The organism is Methylobacterium sp. 142-1Y, from assembly GCF_057747795.1.
The window spans coordinates 257,501-275,398 of record NZ_JBYLEN010000002.1 but is presented as its reverse complement, the minus strand read 5'-3'; the positions used below and the strand labels follow the sequence as shown (position 1 = coordinate 275,398).

14 protein-coding genes, 1 pseudogene and 1 CRISPR repeat array (1 of these 16 running past the window's edge) are annotated in these 17,898 nt (G+C 65.9%); all 15 genes and pseudogenes read left to right on the top strand.

What is annotated here, in order from left to right:
* The first annotated feature begins 94 nt into the window (after positions 1-94).
* Positions 95-610 carry a hypothetical protein gene (locus tag AC3AOF_RS31355; protein WP_488349407.1) on the top strand — a complete coding sequence of 172 codons (516 nt, stop codon included), beginning with the start codon at positions 95-97 and terminating at the stop codon, positions 608-610.
* A gap of 381 nt (positions 611-991) precedes the next feature.
* On the top strand, positions 992-1,372 hold the full coding sequence (locus AC3AOF_RS31350; protein WP_488349406.1) for a CPBP family intramembrane glutamic endopeptidase: 381 nt from the start codon (positions 992-994) through the stop codon (positions 1,370-1,372).
* Between the two features lie 995 nt (positions 1,373-2,367).
* Positions 2,368-4,797 (top strand): CRISPR-associated helicase Cas3', encoded by a 2,430-nt coding sequence (gene cas3 / locus AC3AOF_RS31345; protein WP_488349405.1) that lies wholly within the window; start codon positions 2,368-2,370, stop codon positions 4,795-4,797.
* Between the two features lie 22 nt (positions 4,798-4,819).
* Positions 4,820-5,629: an IS5 family transposase gene (locus AC3AOF_RS31340; protein WP_488348196.1), complete on the top strand. Its 810-nt coding sequence runs from the start codon at positions 4,820-4,822 to the stop codon at positions 5,627-5,629.
* 39 nt (positions 5,630-5,668) lie between these two features.
* Positions 5,669-5,803, top strand: a complete 135-nt coding sequence (locus AC3AOF_RS31335) for a hypothetical protein (RefSeq protein ID WP_488349404.1) — start codon at positions 5,669-5,671, stop codon at positions 5,801-5,803.
* A 217-nt stretch (positions 5,804-6,020) separates the two neighbouring features.
* Positions 6,021-6,233: a DUF1508 domain-containing protein gene (locus tag AC3AOF_RS31330; protein WP_488349403.1), complete on the top strand. Its 213-nt coding sequence runs from the start codon at positions 6,021-6,023 to the stop codon at positions 6,231-6,233.
* A gap of 297 nt (positions 6,234-6,530) precedes the next feature.
* On the top strand, positions 6,531-8,057 hold the full coding sequence (locus AC3AOF_RS31325) for a hypothetical protein (protein WP_488349402.1): 1,527 nt from the start codon (positions 6,531-6,533) through the stop codon (positions 8,055-8,057).
* Complete coding sequence (locus AC3AOF_RS31320; protein ID WP_488349401.1) at positions 8,047-8,700, top strand: hypothetical protein; 654 nt, start codon at positions 8,047-8,049, stop codon at positions 8,698-8,700. Before AC3AOF_RS31325 ends, AC3AOF_RS31320 begins: the two co-directional genes overlap by 11 nt.
* Positions 8,697-9,854, top strand: a complete 1,158-nt coding sequence (gene cas7e / locus AC3AOF_RS31315) for a type I-E CRISPR-associated protein Cas7/Cse4/CasC (protein ID WP_488349400.1) — start codon at positions 8,697-8,699, stop codon at positions 9,852-9,854. The genes AC3AOF_RS31320 and cas7e overlap by 4 nt, the downstream gene beginning before the upstream one ends.
* Positions 9,855-9,921: 67 nt before the next feature.
* On the top strand, positions 9,922-10,569 hold the full coding sequence (gene cas5e / locus AC3AOF_RS31310) for a type I-E CRISPR-associated protein Cas5/CasD (RefSeq protein WP_488349399.1): 648 nt from the start codon (positions 9,922-9,924) through the stop codon (positions 10,567-10,569).
* A gap of 158 nt (positions 10,570-10,727) precedes the next feature.
* Positions 10,728-11,558 carry a type I-E CRISPR-associated protein Cas6/Cse3/CasE gene (locus AC3AOF_RS31305; RefSeq protein WP_488349398.1) on the top strand — a complete coding sequence of 277 codons (831 nt, stop codon included), beginning with the start codon at positions 10,728-10,730 and terminating at the stop codon, positions 11,556-11,558.
* Positions 11,559-11,562: 4 nt separating this feature from the next.
* Positions 11,563-12,492: a type I-E CRISPR-associated endonuclease Cas1e gene (cas1e, locus tag AC3AOF_RS31300; RefSeq protein WP_236993378.1), complete on the top strand. Its 930-nt coding sequence runs from the start codon at positions 11,563-11,565 to the stop codon at positions 12,490-12,492.
* A 19-nt stretch (positions 12,493-12,511) separates the two neighbouring features.
* Positions 12,512-12,859 (top strand): type I-E CRISPR-associated endoribonuclease Cas2e, encoded by a 348-nt coding sequence (cas2e, locus tag AC3AOF_RS31295; RefSeq protein WP_488349397.1) that lies wholly within the window; start codon positions 12,512-12,514, stop codon positions 12,857-12,859.
* 26 nt (positions 12,860-12,885) lie between these two features.
* Positions 12,886-14,439: a CRISPR direct-repeat array (repeat unit 28 nt; unit sequence GGCTCCCCCGCATCCGCGGGGATCGACC).
* A gap of 204 nt (positions 14,440-14,643) precedes the next feature.
* Positions 14,644-15,913: pseudogene (locus tag AC3AOF_RS31290) on the top strand (IS256 family transposase).
* Between the two features lie 820 nt (positions 15,914-16,733).
* A protein-coding gene (locus AC3AOF_RS31285; RefSeq protein ID WP_488349396.1) for an IS110 family RNA-guided transposase crosses the window boundary here: on the top strand, positions 16,734-17,898 show its 5' portion. The gene runs 107 nt beyond the window's last position; the window shows 1,165 of its 1,272 coding nt (coding positions 1-1,165); the start codon lies at positions 16,734-16,736; its stop codon lies off the right edge, out of view.

The window sequence follows — 17,898 nt, the reverse complement described above, 5'->3', positions numbered from 1 at the left end:
CATGCTTTAAATAGATCGGAGAAGTACAATTTGGATCGAAGACAAGTGGGAAAGAGATGAGTTCTTCCGACCCGAATGGTCTGCTTTAGGAAATATGAGACTTGAAGTAATTGATATTCCTCGACAGGATATGCAAAACTTATTCAATTCTCAGCCAATGGGTGGTCAAAATCAAACTTTCGAACCTGCTGGTTCATTCGGGCCGCCCTCACAAGCTGATATTGCTGCGCTTTTCAGTGGCACTCCCATGGGGTTCGGGAACGGTTCTTTTTCTCCAGAACCGTCAAATGATCCCGGAAACCTCCCATTTAACAATCAAGTATTTTCGAATTTTCTTGCAAATTTGATTGACGCAGGATTGGGATCTTCAGGGTCTATCGGTGATAAACTCAGATCTTTTTTCTTTTCAGGAGCTGCTGCTCTTTATCAAAGCTATGACTCAGGCAATTTTCGCGAAACAGGGACGAATTTTGGATATGGGAGCTTCTATCCCAGTACCGTGCCTGGAAACAATACTTTCTTGCCGAGCGATCCAGGATATGGTATTAACGATCCTGGTGCTTTCCAAGGACTAGAGGCATATCAAGGGTATGGAAATCAAGGTGGTTAATAATAAAAACAGTCTTATAACTACTTAGTAAAAGCGACACGCAATAGGATTTTTGCGTGTCGACATACAAATAATTCTGAGAGGCGATCGATGCGAAATATTGCAAATACATCTTTAAAATGCGTTACGATGCAATTCTTTCTTTCCGCTTTTATAGTAATTGTTTTTTTATAATCTAGGACTTATTTTTGCTTTTAATATTTACAAATATTATATGATTAGTTTAGCACACGAACAGGCTAAATATACAACTACGTTTTTGATTAATGTTTTTATATTATTTGGATTTATATCAGCAAGTATCTTATTTGGACCCAACATGGAGGTTTTATTTCGTAAATCATTTTCTTTAAACAAAACAGGCGTCTATATAACTATTTCTTGTTTTTTTCAGTAATTTTATATATAATTTTATATTCAACTTTTATCAAGATAGACAATTTTATAGGTTATAATTTTATAAACGTAATTCTATATGCATCTTCTTTTTGTTTGCTTGCTCCCATAGGGGAAGAACTATATTTTCGCTTTGTAATTTGGAATATATTTAGTAAGCGGTTTGGATATATAACTACTTCTGTATTGACATTGTTAATATGGTATATTCTTCATTACGAAGGTAATATAAAAACAATATTTGGAATAGTACCTCTAGGATTTATTTTGACATATATAAGAATAAAAACGGAAAATATCTTTATATGTTCATTTGTACATGCTTGGAACAATATTGCATTTCTTATAATTGCCTTGATTTTTTAAAGTGACAATATAGATTAATACAGCATGCATTTTGTTAATAAATCTGATTTGATTACGGTCAATAATTCAAAATTTTCTTATATATTTAGTACGGATAAAAATTGTGGTTGAAAAAACAACTATTATGATAATACCCCAAATCTGATACATTAACGAGAGCAGTCCCGCAGGAGCGCGTCCGGACTGAACCAGCGTTCAGCTCCACCAGTCATCGGCGGATCACATCGGAACTCTGCTCTGGCACTGGCGCGAAGAGGGTGCAGCTCTGTCCCTCGCCGGCTTTCGCCACAGACGCCTGCACGCCGTCACCAAGATCTTGTTCTCCTCCATCAGCCGGTTGGCGGCATCAATCCAGTCCACCGCATCAGGGTTCGCGAACATCATCAGGCGTGCGCCAGCCCTCGCCCGGCAGGTCTTCGACATCGTGCGGGGCGATCCGGACCCGGAGTGCCCCAAGGGCACTCGGCCGCTGTCATGGCTGGAAAGTATGGTCCTGTTCTGCCGCGAGCGCGGCCCGGCACCGGATTAGGAGGACCCGGGCGCATGGCGCGACATGGTCGACGAGGTCGCCGATTTTCAACGGCGCCTCAAAGAGGCAATGGCCACCGCCTGAACTTACGTTCCATACGCCCCCCTTATGCGAGGGCGAGCAGGACCCGGAGAGGCGACGCAGACGCCCTCCCGGGCGTCGAAGCCGTCGGGAGCCCAGCGCCAGGTGACCGGGCCGGCCTCAAGGCCTTCACGGCCTTGAGGCCGATTCGGGCGGATGGCCCACCAAATGATTTCGGTCGCAGGTCATCGCGCACCGCCTCAGTCGACCGTCACCCGCAGGGCCGAAACCGCGCAGCGGGTTCGGGGGGCCGCCGCAGGCGGCGAGTAGGGCGCGGCCCGGAGGGGACGCCCTGCAAAGTCGAACGTACTACAAAAATATCTCTCGCTTCTTATATCCTATCACGAATATAATTATTTTATGATAGTTTTATGGGGAGGGATCGTTGATTAAAAATCACGCTTGGGCCAAGCGCGACGATTTCGGAACGACGCTTGCTCTCATCGATCACGGTGAGGACGTCGCCGCTGTCCTGTGCGCTGTGCTGACGCAGACCGCCTATCGAGGCAGGATCGAGGGCCTCGCCGGACGCGTCTTGTCCGATCAAGACATCGAGCGATTGTGCACACTCGCCTTTCTGCACGATTTTGGCAAAGCAAATAGCGGCTTCTGGCGGCGCCAATTTCCCAAGATGCCGCGTATCGGCCACACCGAGGTCGCCGGCGCCCTGTTTCACCACAGCATACCGCTCCGTAACCAAGCCGTGGTGCGGGAGCTAAGCGATCTTATCGCGACTTGGGGGGCGGCCGAACATTTCACGGCCGTCATGGCTCATCACGGCCGTCCGCTGGCGAGTTTCAGCACGCCAGGCGCCATGAGCGGATCCAGCACCAGAGAGGCACGGCGTGATGCCGGCTGGTGGCGCCCGATCGACGGCTACGATCCGCTCGCCGAGTTGGCACGGCTCCTCTCCGCTGCCCGCCTGCGCTTTCCGCTCGCCTTCGTGGAGGGCCCACCTTTGCCCGATGCCCCGCGTTTCGTGGCATTGCTCGCCGGCCTGACGACCTTGGCCGACTGGCTCGGTTCGGACACGGCGCACTTTCCCCTCGTGACGCCGTTCGAGCTGTCACGATCGCAGTTTGCGGCACGGCAAGCAGCTCTGGGCGTCACCGTGCGGGGTCTCCGCCCGTTGTCACGCGCAGCGCCCGACTCCTTCGCAGCGGCGTTCGGCTTTCCGCCCTACGAGGCCCAGGAGAAGGCCGCCGCCGCATGGCTTGGCGCCATCTCTGCCCTCGAAGCCGAAACCGGTTCGGGCAAGACCGAGGCGGCCCTGTGGCGCGCCCTCGGGCTGATCCCCCGCGGCGAGGTCGACGGGCTGTACTTCGCTGTCCCGACCCGCACCGCAGCGACGCAGCTGCACGGGCGGATCAACCGCCACCTCGCCCGCATCTACGGCGCCGATGCCCCTCGGGCGGTGCTCGCGGTGCCGGGCTACCTGCGCGCCGGCGACGAGGACGGGCAGCGGCTCGCACCCTTCACGGTGCTGTGGCCCGACGAGGAGGACAACGACGCACGGTGGGCGGCGGAGGCACCCAAGCGCTACCTCGCCGCCCGCATCGCCGTCGGAACCATCGATCAAGCGCTGATGGCGGGCCTGCAGGTCAAGCACGCTCACCTGCGCGCCGCCGCTCTGTCGCGTTTACTGCTCGTGGTGGATGAGGTCCATGCGTCGGACACGTTCCAGACCGAAATCCTGAAGACCGTCATCGGGAACCATGTTGCGGCCGGCGGCCGGGTGATGCTCCTCTCGGCCACCCTCGGCAGCGCGGCGCGTGCGGCCCTCCTCGGTCAGGAGGCGCCGAGCCTCGCACAGGCCCTTGAGACGCCCTACCCGGCACTCTCGGGCTCAGACGCAGCGCCCAGGAAGGTGACGACCGGCGGCCGGCGCAAGGAAATCGCGATCGAAACTGCGCCGCTCATCGCGCACCCGAGGGAAATCGCCATCCGGGCCCTCGCCGCCGCCCGCGCGGGCGCTGCGGTGCTGGTCGTCCGTAACACGGTCGCCGACGCGGTGGCGGTGCAGCAGGCACTCGAAGCCGAGGACGCCGGCAACCTGCTGTTCCGGGTCGGGAGCGTCGCGACCCTGCATCACGGCCGCTTCGCCGCCGAGGACCGGCGTCTCCTCGACACCGAGATCGAGGCGTTATTCGGCAAGGTGGACGACGATCAGGTCCCCGGGGAGCGCCGCGGCCGCGAGCGCCGGCCGATCGTCGCGGTTGGGACGACGACGCTCGAGATGAGCCTGGATCTGGATGCGGATCTTCTGATCACCGATCTCGCGCCGATGGATGTGCTGCTCCAGCGCTTCGGCCGCCTGCATCGGCACCGGCGCGACCGACCGGCCGGCTTCGAGACGGCGCGGGCCATCGTGCTGGTGCCGGAGGCGCGCGACCTCTCGTCCCTGCTCGACCGCGCCCGGCACGGGCTAGGGCCGTTCAAGGAGGGACGCGGGATCTATCCCCGGCTGGCCGTGATCGAGGCGACCTGGCGCCTGCTGGAAGAGCGCGCCCGGATCATCGTCCCGTGCGACTGCCGCCGGCTCGTCGAGCTGACGACCCATCCGGAGGCGCTCGACGCGGTCGCGGCGCAGAAGGGCGGCGCTTGGCTCGACCATGCGACCCGTCAGGAGGGCGGCCGCGTCGCCGACATGGCCCTCGCCGCTCACCATCGGCTCGACATGGCGGCTACCTTCACGGACCTGTCGTTTCCCGAGGACGAAACCGTGCGCACCCGGCTCGGCGCCGACGACCGGCTGATCCGGCCGGAGGTGCCGTTCGTCGGCCCGTTCGGGGTAGAGCGTGTTATGAACCTATGACGTGGCGTGAGCGTTGAGGGGCATGAGTGCTGATCGCCCAGCCTATCCGTCCGACGTGTCCGATGAAGAATGGGCGCTGGTTGCCCCCTATCTGGCGCTGCTGCGCGAGGACTCGGGTCAACGCGACCACGAGTTGCGCGAGGTGTTCAACGGGCTGCGCTACATCGTGAAGACCGGTGCGCCGTGGCGGTTCATGCCCCACGACCTGCCGCCGTGGGCGGCGGTCTACCAGCAGACCCAACGCTGGCTTTCCGCCGATTGCTTTGGCGCGGTGGCGGGCGACCTGCGTGCTGTGTTGCGGGAAGCGGCGGGGCGCGAGCCGGAGCCGTCTGCGGTGATCCTGGACAGCCGGACCCAACGCTCCTCGCCCGAGAGCGGTGAGCGGGCGGGCTACGACGGGGCCAAGCGCAAGCGCGGCTCGAAGGTGCACCTGGCGGTGGACACGCCCGGGCATGTGGTGGCGCTGCACGTCACGCCGGCGAACGTGGACGACCGCAGCCAGGTTGGGGCGCTGACGTGTGCGGTGCAAGCGGAGACGGACGGGAGCGTGGAGACGGCGTTCGTCGATCAAGGCTACACGGGCGAGAAGCCGGCGAAGGCCGCCGACGCGAACGGCATCGCGTTGGAGGTAGTCAAGGCGCCCGAGGCCAAGCGCGGCTTCGTGCTGCTGCCACGCCGGTGGGTGGTGGAGCGCTCGCTGGCCTGGGCGACGCGCTGCCGCCGGCTGGTCAAGGACTACGAGCGCTATGCCACCACGTTGGCAGGCATCTACATGATCGCCTTCGTCTGCGACATGCTCAGCAAGCTTGGACGCATCGTAAACAGTTCATAACACGCTCTAGTGGTCACGCAGCTGCGTATCCTGGGATGGATGCTGACGAAGGCCGGGCCGATCCCCGACGACGCGACCGTCGCGGTCCGGGAGGAGGCGGGCGCCGAGGGCGTGAGGTTCACGTTGGGCACGGTCGAGTTTCGGTACGATCGGCTCGGGTTGCGGGTGGTTTGAAGCATGATGGCTCAAACCGCTGAATGGTGCTGCTGCAAGCTGCTCGAACCGAGCGTGGCACAGCCGCCAATTCGCGCTTGCGCGTGGATCGACTCTCGGGCGGATTGTCCTGGAAAGACGAAGCCCGGAGACCCTAGGAAGTCTCCGGGCTTTGGTCCGATAGCGGCTGAGGACCGCGAGATCGGGTGTCAGTTGACATGGCACTTGTAGATCTTCTGTGTCTTTCGTCAAGCCGAGCCCGTACGAGGTATCGCTGATAAAATACGAGAAATATGCGGTTTCCGGGCGCAAGGCTTGGCGATGGCGCCTTCGCGCCGACAATGGCCGCATCATATCGATATCGCGTGAGACCTATATGTCAGAGCGCGATTGCGATTACTCGATCCTTCTGAGCAAATCATCCTCGGACGCGCTTGTCACAACCGTGTGACTTCGCGGGGCAGAGTCGTTCTGCCCCGACCTGTTCCCTCTCTCAAAGAGGATCGACCACGCTGGATGGTGGCCGCCGCCGTCATGCGGGTTGTTCCCCCGCACTCGTGGGGATAAAATATATATCGAAGAAATGATCCGAGCTTGAAATCAAAACCTCGACAATTCAACAACCAAAAGTTCGCTTGACCGCTTTAACAGAAGCGATATTCTCCAGTTTAAATCCTAGCGCACGCTGCGTGATCCAGGGATGCCGGTGAATATCGCTTCGGTCATGGTGGTCAAACGGGCTTCTCGTATGGATATCCGGTACTGCGATCGGTCCAGTCAGACGAGAACGGCGGACCTGTTCGACATCCTGGCCGCCCTGAGCACCGACGCCGTCGCCGCCTTCCCGGCCTTGCGCCCGCACCAGCGCCAAGCCTGGCACGCCTTCCTGGTCCAGGTCGCGGCGATGGCCTTGCATCGTGCCGGTGCGACGACGCTGCCGGAGACCGGGGAGGCGTGGCGCCGGCTGCTCCTCGCCCTCACTCCGGACTGGCCGGATGGCGAGGCCTGGGACCTCGTGGTCGAGGATTGGAGCAAGCCGGCCCTGCTCCAGCCGCCGGTGGTCCGACCTGCGAACGCCGCGGAGTACCGGGGGCGGATCGAGGCGCCCGACGGCCTCGACATGCTGGTCACGGCCAAGAACCACGACCTGAAGGCCGAGCGGATGCGGGACGCCGCGGACGACCACTGGCTCTTCGCCCTGGTTAGCCTCCAGACCCAGGAGGGCTTCATGGGTGCCGGCAATTTCGGCATCAGCCGGATGAACGGCGGCTTCGGCAGCCGCACGACCTTCGGGCTACGCCCGCAGGGTATTCCCGGCGCCGCCTTCCAGCACGATGTCGGCCAGCTCCTCGCCGGAGGGCGCGACCGGATCCTGGCGAAACAGCCGGCGCTCGCCGCCCGCGACGGGTTGGGCCTCGTCTGGCTCGCTCCGTGGGACGGGCAGGCCTCGCTGGGCTTCGCGGGGCTCGATCCGCTCTACGTCGAGGTATGCCGGCGCGTGCGGCTGGTGCGGGAGGGCGATTGCCTCAACGCTCGCACCGCCGGCTCGAAGGCGGCCCGGATCGAGGCGAAGGCGCTCACCGGGCGGACCGGGGATCCGTGGGCGCCGGTGCTGAAGGACGGCGAGAAGGCCTACACGCCGACCGGAGCCGGGTTCGGCTACCGGCAGATCGCCCGGCTGATGAACACCGACATCATCGTGCGGCCGGTGCTCGCCACAGCGACTCCGGGCATGCCCACCAGTGGTCTCGTCTTCGTCTTCAGCGCCGTGGTCCGCGGCCAGGGCAAGAACGAGGGCTTCCACGAGCGTCACCTGCCGGTACCGGGCTTCGTCGGTGCCCTGCTGAAACAGCGTGGCGACGTGATCCTCGACCGCACCGGCAAGGTCGCGCAGGAGCGCGCCGACGAGGCCGGGGAGCTGGGGCGCATCCTGCGCCACGCCCTCCTGGCGCTGATGCGCGGCGGACGCGACGGCGTGCGGCTCGACGACGAGGCGGCCCAGCGCAAGGCCGCGTCCTGGCAGGCGACCTACGACGGCCGCGTCGAGGCGGGCTTCTTCGACGACGCCTTCTGGAACGAGGTGGCGGAGCGGGACGGGCCGCATCGGACGCCCTGGCGGGGGCGGCTCGCGGGCCTCGCCCGCGCGGTCCTCGCCGAGGCCGCCGAGGCGGCGCCGCGCACCGAGGTGCGGCGCATCCGGGCCCGGGCCCAGGCCTCGGACCTGTTCGAGCGCCGGGCCGGCGCGTTCGTGGCGGAGGTGAAGGATGCCGGGTGAGGCCGAACCGATGACCGAGGCGGGCGAGCGGACGGCACGGCGGGCGCCCTCGCTCTCCGCGCAGCTGCGGTCGATCTCCGGCCGGATGCCGGGTCTGCCGACCGGGACCCGGTCGACGCTGCGGCGCCTGGATCCGGCGGCCCCCGGCCGCGGCGTCGATGCGGTGATCCCGCTCCTGATCGCGGCCGGCGTGAACCGGCGCGCCTTCGCCTCCGACGAGGGCTTTCGCCGCTGGGCGCTGATCTGCCACCTGGTCGCGACCCTGGCCGGCACCGCGGCGCGTGAGGTCCACGCGCCGGTGCGGGAGCGCGGGGCCGACGGACAGATGACGGGCCCGCGGCACCGCGAGCGCGAGGCCGGACGCAGGATCCACGCCGCCGGCGTGTCGGAGACGCGACTGATGCGGCTCACCACCGCCCGGGGGCCCGCGCTCGTCGCCCAGGTCGCCCGCCTCGGCCGGTTCCTGGCCGCCGCCGGCGCCGTCCCCCTCGACCTCACGCCCCTCGCGCACCTGATCCTGAGCGAGGGCTTGGACGAGACGCGGGCCGACGAGGCCCGCCTCGCGCTCGCCCGCGCCTACTACGCTGCGGAAGCAGGCAACGACCGCGATACCGACGAGATCGACGAGGACGCTCGAGCGTGACCACTCCCCGCTTCATCCAGATCCACTTCCTGGCCTCCTATCCGGGCGTGCTCCTCAACCGCGACGATGCGGGGCTCGCCAAGCGCTTGCCGTTCGGCGGCGCCACCCGCACGCGGATCTCGTCGCAATGCCTGAAGCGCCACTGGCGCATGACCGAGGACGCCCGCGGCCTGCACCGGCTCGCCGAGGAGGTCGGCCTCGAGGCCGAGCGCTCCAAGGTCGCGATCGAACAGGAGGTGACGGATCCGCTGCGCGGCCGGGCCGACGAGGCGGTGGTGGACGCCATCGAGAAGGTCTTCGTGGAGAAGGTCTACGGCGGCAAGGCCGGCGACAAGAAGTCCCGCCAGGCGCTGCTGCTCGGCCGCCCCGAACTCGCCTATCTCGCCGAGAACGCCGCCCGCATCGCCCGGGAGGCGGAGGACGCCAAGGCCGCGGAGGCCGCCGCACAGGCCTTCTTCAAGGACGGCGACGGGAAGGCGAACCTCAAGCAGCTGCGCGAGCAGAACCACCTCGCCCCGGGTCTCGAGAGCGCCCTGTTCGGCCGCATGGTGACCTCCGACGTCCGTGCCAACACCGACGCTGCCATCCACGTCGCCCACGCCTTCACGGTCCATGACGAGCAGCCCGAGCTCGACTATTTCACCGTGGTCGACGACCTCGCCGAGCGCGAGGATGCGGGTGCGGCCTGCGTCTTCGATACCGAGCTGACCTCGGGCCTCTATTATGGATACGTCGTCGTCGACGTGCCGCTCCTGGTCTCGAACCTGACCGGCTGCCCGCGCAAGGCCTGGGCCGGCCTCGACCCGGAGGCGCGCGACCTCGCGGCCCGCGTGGTCGAGAACCTGGTCCACCTCGTCGCCACCGTCAGCCCCGGGGCCAAGCGGGGCTCGACGGCGCCCTACGCCTATGCCGACCTCGTGCTGGTCGAGGCCGGCGAACGCCAGCCGCGCACGCTGGCCAACGCCTTCCGCGATCCCGTCCAGCCGCCCCGGAACCGCCAGGCGCTGGAGGATGGCGCGACGCTGGCCCGCGAGACCGCGCGGGCGATCGAGCGGGAGATCGAGGGGCTCGACGGGATGTTCGGCCTGCACGAGACCCGGATGCAGGCCGCTCGCGGCGCGGCGCGGCGCGGCTGTCCGGCATCGACGCGCTGACCCTTCCGGATCTCGCCACCCGTGCCGGCGCCATGGTGCGCCGGGCGTCGATCGTGGGGTAGCGGCCGTGCCGGACCACCTCGTCCTCCTCCTCGACGCGCCGCTCTGCGCCTTTGGCGGCGACATCATCGACGCCTACGGGGTCGTGCGCGACTTCCCCGGTCGCTCGACGGTCACCGGGCTCCTCGCCAACGCGCTGGGCTACGACCGGGCCGACGGTGCCCTGCTCGACCGGCTGCAAGCCCGCCTCGTCCTGGGCTCCGCCCGGGTGGCGGAGGGCCGGCGGGTGCGCGACTTCCAGACCGCCCGCCTCGGCGCCGGCGACCGGGGCTGGACCACGCGAGGCCGCGTCGAGGGCCGCAGCGGCGGGGCGGCGACCTACGACTCGCCCCATATCCGCTACCGCGATGCCGATGCCGATGCGCTGGTGCTGGTCGCCTTCCACCTCGATCCGCCCGAGGAAAGTCCGACCGTAGCGGAGATCGAGGGCGCCCTCGGCCGGCCGGAGCGGCCGCTCTTTATCGGGCGAAAGCCCTGCCTGCCGTCGCGGCCGCTCGTGGCCGGGCGCATCGCATCGAACGATATCCGCACCGCCCTCGACCTTGCCCTCGCTGCGTGCGCGGCAGGCAAGGAGCGCTTTCGCCTCCATCCCTCACGCCTCCGGCAGACACCTGACGGTTGGCCCCGCTCCGAGCGTCAGGTGCGCGCCCAATGACCGGCCAACCTGGGGCCGGCCGACAAAGAGCCAGAGGAGCGTGAGCGCCGCCTGGACATTTGCGACGAGCGCGACTGGGTGGTGGGCGTGCATGGCGGCTCGCGCGGGGTGATCGAGGGCCAGCTGTGCCTTCCGGCGCGCGCTCACGGAGAAACCCCGTGAGCGGTCCGCTCTTGCACCTCGTGCGGACCGCCGTTGCGCCTACAGCGTTGCGGGCCTTCGCGGCGCATCACGGTGTCCTCGACGACGATCTCGGCTACGCGCTGCATCTCGCCCTGCGGCGGCGCTTCGGGGCGGCGGCCCCTCAGCCCTGGCGCCTGATGCCAGGCCGCGACGGCGGACCGGACATGCTGCTCGGCTATAGCCACGACAAGGACGCCCTGCGAGCGGCCGATCCCCGTGCGGATGCGCGCCCCGAACCCCCTCCGGACTGGGAGGCGGACTGGCGCGCGGACGACGACGCCGAGAGCGCGTTGGCGGCGATTTTTCCACATCCGTTCGAGGCGAAGGCGATGCCGCGCGCCTTTGCCGAGGGGGCCGCTTACGGCTTTACCCTGCGGATGCGGCCGGTGGTGCGCTACGGTCCGCGTGCCGCCGCCGCCCGGTCGGCGGCGGACCGCCAGGGCGGCCACGAGCGGGATGCCTTCCTGGCGGCGCTCGAGCAACGCGATCTGGCGGGCGGGAGCGAGGCACGCGATCCACTGGAGCGCGAACCGATCTACCAAGCCTGGCTGGAGCAGCGTCTGGGCTCGGCGGCGCGTCTTTCCGCCTTCCGCCTGGTGGCGCATCGGCGCATCCGCACGGTGCGATCCATCCCGCCGGACACTACATCTCGCCGCCGGCCGGGGTTCGCCGGGCCGGAGACCGTGGTGGACGGGGTGCTGACGATCGCCGATCCGGCAGCCTTCGCCGCCCTGCTGGGACATGGGGTGGGGCGGCACGGTGCGTTCGGCTTCGGCATGCTGCTGCTGCGGCCGGCGGGAGGATAGCGCCATGCTCCTCGGCCGCCTCGGCCTCGACACGGCCCGCGTCCCCCACGGCGACCGGCACGGCCTCCTCTGGCTCGACCGCGGCCGCCTGGAGGTGGAGGATGGCTGTCTGCGGTTCGTCACTCGAGCCGGGCCGGAGGGCGGCGCGACCCTCGCACCGGGCGACTACCAGATCCCGCATCAGTCGGTCTCGGCCGTGCTGCTCGGCCCGGGCTCCTCGGTGACCCACGACGCCCTTCGACTCCTCGCCCGCCACGGCTGCGCCCTGTGCGCCATCGGTGAGGGGGGCGTGCGGCTCTACACGGCGCCGCCGCTCCTGCCGGACACCTCCGCCCTGGCTCGGCGCCAGGTCGAGCTCTGGGCGGTGAAGGCCACGCGCATGGAGGTGGCGCGGCGGATGTACGCCCTGCGCTTCGGCGAGATCGTGCGAACCCGCGACATCGCGGTCCTGCGCGGCATGGAGGGCGGGCGCATCAAGCGGGCCTATGAGCTGGCCGCCGAGCGCTTCGGCGTGCCCTGGCGCGGACGCCGCTATGATCGAGCGAACCCGGACAGTGCGGACCTGCCCAACCAAGCCCTCAACCACGCGGCTGTGACGATGCAGGCCGCCGCCGCCATCGCCGTTGCTGCCACCGGCACGATCCCCCAGCTCGGCTTCATCCACGAAGACTCCGGACAGAGCTTCGTCCTCGACATTGCCGACGTGCGGCGCCACGACGTCGTCCTCGACATCGCCTTCGGGGCGGCCAAGGAGGCGACCAAGCGCCCGGAGAGCATCGACCGGCTGGTACGCCGCCGGGCAGCCGAGCTGTTTCGCCGGCGCGAGGTCATCCCGGGTCTGATCGATGTGATCAAATCCGTCCTGGTGCCTCGGGAGCAGGACGACACCCCCCAGGCAGAGGTCGGTTCGACGACCGACCCCGAGCCGACGTGAACGCGACGAGGAGAGGGGCATGCCGCTCTGCGTGGTTGTCACCCGCGATGTCGAGGATCGCTACCGGGGCTTCCTCGGATCCGCCATGCTGGAGCTGGCCCCCGGCGTGTACGCCTACCCGCGCATGAGCGCGGGCGTGCGCGATCGTGTCTGGACCGTGCTGTCGGGCTGGTACGGCCAGCTCGGCCGTGGCAGCATCGTGATGACCTGGGCGGACACGGCCGCGGCAGGCGCGCTCGGCGTTCGCACGCTCGGTTCGCCGCCCAAGGAGGTGATCGCCCATGAGGGCGTCCTTCTCACCCGCCGCCCGCTGGGCCGCGGAGCGGGGATACCCCCTCGTTCAGGAGGCGGGCTCTTTGATAAGTGAATGATGTCAGTATATTGACTGGCAGAGGCTCCCCCGCATCCGCGGGGATCGACCCCCGACGCGCCACAATGCGTCCGCCCTGGTGACGGCTCCCCCGCATCCGCGGGGATCGACCCGTGTGCGGGTAGATCGAGCGCCGGGACCAGGGGGCTCCCCCGCATCCGCGGGGATCGACCCCACGTCGGCAAGCTCGCAATCTCATTCGAGATGGCTCCCCCGCATCCGCGGGGATCGACCCCGCTCGGCGGTGCTCGCGCGCTACCTCGCGACGGCTCCCCCGCATCCGCGGGGATCGACCCCTTGCCGGCACCGCCGATGGGCTCCTCGCCCTGGCTCCCCCGCATCCGCGGGGATCGACCCCGAAGGGTGTTTTCACAGTGCGGGCGCCGGTCGGCTCCCCCGCATCCGCGGGGATCGACCCCTGAAGCGGCACGGCGAGCCGCAGGGCCGCCGGGCTCCCCCGCATCCGCGGGGATCGACCCCCCGCCGAAATGCGCCATCAGCTGATCGAGTTGGCTCCCCCGCATCCGCGGGGATCGACCCGACCGGATGAAATCGGCGCGCTGGTCGAGCTCGGCTCCCCCGCATCCGCGGGGATCGACCTCGACGTCGGAGGTCCTGTCGGCGGTCAGACCTGGCTCCCCCGCATCCGCGGGGATCGACCTTCGAGGCGACCACCGCCGCCGAGAAGGGACATGGCTCCCCCGCATCCGCGGGGATCGACCCTGGCAGCACTGCGCCCGCATGGCGTTCATGGGGGGCTCCCCCGCATCCGCGGGGATCGACCCGCCCCCGATCACGCTCAAGACGGCCACCAGCTGGCTCCCCCGCATCCGCGGGGATCGACCCGTGAGCGCATCATGAGCCTCTTCACCCTTGATGGCTCCCCCGCATCCGCGGGGATCGACCGTTCTCCGGGTCCGTGCCCATGCACTCGGCGTGGGCTCCCCCGCATCCGCGGGGATCGACCCGATTGCTATCGGTGCGAGAAGTACGTTGCCGCGGCTCCCCCGCATCCGCGGGGATCGACCCATCCCGATCTTCGGCACCCTGACGATGTTCGAGGCTCCCCCGCATCCGCGGGGATCGACCTGATGCCCGCGCGACCCCGCCCCACCCGCTAAAGGCTCCCCCGCATCCGCGGGGATCGACCCCCGAGCCACGTCGTCTCGCTGCGCTCCCGCTCGGCTCCCCCGCATCCGCGGGGATCGACCCCCCATTCAGCACCGCCACGACATAATCGCCGAGGCTCCCCCGCATCCGCGGGGATCGACCTTCTTCTCCCCGGCTGGTGATGACCCATCTGAAAGCTCCCCCGCATCCGCGGGGATCGACCCGTCGTGCGGAAACAGAACGGTTCTGGAGCGCTGGCTCCCCCGCATCCGCGGGGATCGACCCGAGCGATTTCAGCACTTGGCGGTTTTCGGTGGGGCTCCCCCGCATCCGCGGGGATCGACCCCTCTACGATGCCGTCACGCCCGAGACGGTCTAGGCTCCCCCGCATCCGCGGGGATCGACCGTGGCTCCCGGCCGACAAGGCGGGGGATGCGCTGGCTCCCCCGCATCCGCGGGGATCGACCCGCGCTTCAGGTCGACGGGCGGTACCAGAAGGTGGCTCCCCCGGGTCGTGTCCCGTGGAGTGGTGTAGCTGACCGAGAGCGGGAGAGCCCGCCTGCGCGCCCTCACAGCGCAGTAGCAGGCGGGATCTCTCGCGGGGGTGGCCATCGGCGGTGACGGGTTAGGATCGGGTTGTGAGCACCAACCCCGAACCCGGGAGACCCCCGATGACCGATGCCGTTATGAGCCTGCGGGCGCTGGCTGAGAAGAGTGCTGACGCGGACGTGCTGCGCGAGATGATTGGCTTTGCCGCCCAGCGCCTGATGGAACTGGAGGTGGGCGGCCTGACCGGTGCCGCCCATGGCGAGAAGAACCCGGAGCGGCTGGCCCAGCGCAACGGGTATCGTGACCGAGACTGGCAGACGCGGGCCGGCACCGTCGAACTGCGCATCCCGAAGCTGCGGACGGGGAGCGACTTCCCGAGCTTCCTGGAGCCGCGCCGGATGACCGAGAAGGCGCTGACAGCCGTGATCCAGGAGGCCTACATCCAGGGCATCTCGACCCGCGCGGTCGACGATCTGGTCCAGGCCTTGGGCGGGACGGGCATCTCCAAGAGCCAGGTCAGCCGGCTCTGCCAGGAAATCGATGAGCGTGTGAACGCCTTCCTGGAGCGGCCGATCGAGGGCGAGTGGCCCTACCTCTGGATCGACGCGACCTACGTGAAGGTGCGCCAGAACCACCGCATCCAGGGTCCCCATCGCACCCGTGCGATGGGAGCCCGGTCTCGGTGGCCGTCATCGTGGCGGTCGGCGTCAACACGGATGGCCGGCACGAGGGGGCACCCATCGTGGCCTGCCACGATGGGAACCCGTGCTGGGCCTCGACATCGGCCCGTCGGAGGCCGAAACCTTCTGGACCGAGTTCCTGCGCAAGCTGGCCCGGCGTGGTCTGCGCGGGGTCAAGCTGGTGATCTCCGACGCGCACGAGGGCATCAAGGCCTCGATCGCCAAGGTGATGACGGCGTCCTGGCAGCGGTGCCGGGTGCACTTCATGCGCAACGTCCTGGCCCATGCGGGTCGCTCAGGCCGACGCGTCGTCTCGGCCTTCATCGCCACCGCCTTCGCCCAGGAGGACGCCGAGGCCGCCCGCCAGCAGTGGCGGCGCGTGGCCGATCAGCTCCGGCCCAAGGTGCCGAAGCTGGCGGCCCTCATGGACGCGGCGGAGACCGACGTCCTGGCCTACATGGGCTTCCCGGCAGCACACCGGGCCAAGCTGCACTCGACCAACCCGTTGGAGCGCCTCAACGGCGAGATCAAGCGCCGCACCGAGGTCGTCGGCATCTTCCCTGACGAGCCTTCGATCCGCCGGCTCGTGGGCGCCATCCTGCTCGAACAGAACGACGAATGGGCGGTGCAACGCTGCCGGTACATGACCCTGGAAAGCATCGCCCCAATCGGCGATGATCCTCTCGTCACCCTGCCAACCCTGGCAGTCTGACCAGTCCGGCCCGGCCGGTCATCGTGGTGGACCAGCCCCAGCTACACCACACCCTGGGACACGATCCCGGCCTACCGCGCACCAACAACGGTCTGGAGCAACTGTTCGGCTCGCAACGCTGCCACGAGCGGCGCGCCACCGGGCGCAAGACTGCCTCTCCCGGCGGAGTTACGGGAATCCGTGCGGCTGATCGCCGGCCTCGGCACGCGGGCTCAGATCAGATCCGCGAGCGGCCTCAGCCAGGTCGATTATGCGCGCTGGTGCGATCTCCGCGGCTCGCTCGACGAACGCCGGCAGGTCCGGACAGCCCGTACCTGCTTCCGCCACGATCCAGACGCCTACTTGGCCGCTCTCGAAGGCCAAGCTTACGAGCAGACTTTGCCGTCTTGGTTTCTTCGTTTCATGTGCACGGATGGTTTTGCAACGGGGCGGAACCGTACCCGCAACATCGCTAAATGGTTGATAATCTTTGGTATCAGTTGTTCACCGGCTTCGCGGTCCCTAGCGGATGAAACTGTTTCGCGAGCCAGGATGGCAAATGCCACCCTGGCTCGCGATTTTCTATTTAGTTCCACACGGTCCTTCGGCCGACCCGCCCTGGATGACACTGGCGAGGTCATGCGGTTGTGATAGCATGGCACCGCCGTCCGCGAAGATGTCGGTTTTTCTATGGTGCAGAAGAGCCCGTTATTTAGTTGGACCCGCGGCGCCTCGAACACCCCCACTGGAGTCAGGGAGTAGTGATGCTCCTGGAACACGTTGTCTAGAGTTCTTCATCGCGAGGCCCCTCCGCCGACGGCACTGTTGTGGAGCAAGAGCCATGGACGTCATGCACGAGCGTGTTGCCGGCCTTGATGTTCACAAGGCCATGATCGTCGCCTGTGTCCGACTGATCGCAGGCGGCAAGGTCCGTCGGGAGTGTCGAACGTTCGACACCACGACAGAGGGTCTCCTGACGCTACTGTCCTGGCTGGCGGAATCCGGATGCACCCACGTTGCCATGGAAGCGACCGGCATCTACTGGAGGCCAGTCTGGAACATCCTGAGCGATGGGTCCTTCGATCTGATCGTGGCCAACGCCGCTCACATCAAGAACGTCCCCGGCCGCAAGACCGATGTGAACGACGCCATGTGGATTGCCGATCTGGTCGCCTGCGGTCTGGTCAGAGCGAGCTTCGTTCCAGACGAGGCGATCCATAACCTTCGCACGCTGCTGCGTGCCCGCAAGCAACTCACCCGCGAGCAAACCCGTCACATCCAGCGGATCCAGAAGACACTGGAGGCGGCCAACATCAAGCTCGATTCAGTGATCAGCGACATCATGGGCGTGAGCGGCCGGAGGATGATCGACGCGATGATGGCGGGTATCCGCAACCCGACCCAGCTGGCCGAACTCGCCGATCGTCGGATCAAGGCGTCACCAAAGGCCCTGTACGACGCCTTGCATGGACGGCTCACCGATCATCATTGCTTCATGCTCAAGCTCCATCTGACGCAATACGACGGCTTGGCTGCCGCCATCGGACAGATTGATCAGGAGGTCGACGCGCTGGTGGCACGCATGGACGCGGAGGTCGTGGCCGCTCAGGCGACCTTTCGCGCCCTGATCATCCTGCTGTGTACGATCCCGGGCATCGGCCCTTTGGCCGCTGTGACGATCCTGGCGGAAATCGGCTGCGACATGAGCCGCTTTCCGACGGCCGGCCATCTCCTGTCCTGGGCCGGCCTCTGCCCCGGCCACAACGAGAGCGCAGGCAAGCGCAAGTCGTCACGACTGCGCAAAGGCGACCCCTGGCTCAAGATCATCATGGTTCAATGCGCTTGGGCCGCAAGCCGCAAGAAGGACAGCTACTACAAGGCACAATTCCATCGTCTACGGGCCAAACGCGGTCCCAAGAAGGCGATCTGCGCTGTTGCCGCTTCAATGCTGACCGCCATCTACCACATGCTGAAGGATGGCACGGAGCACAAGGACGTTGGAATCA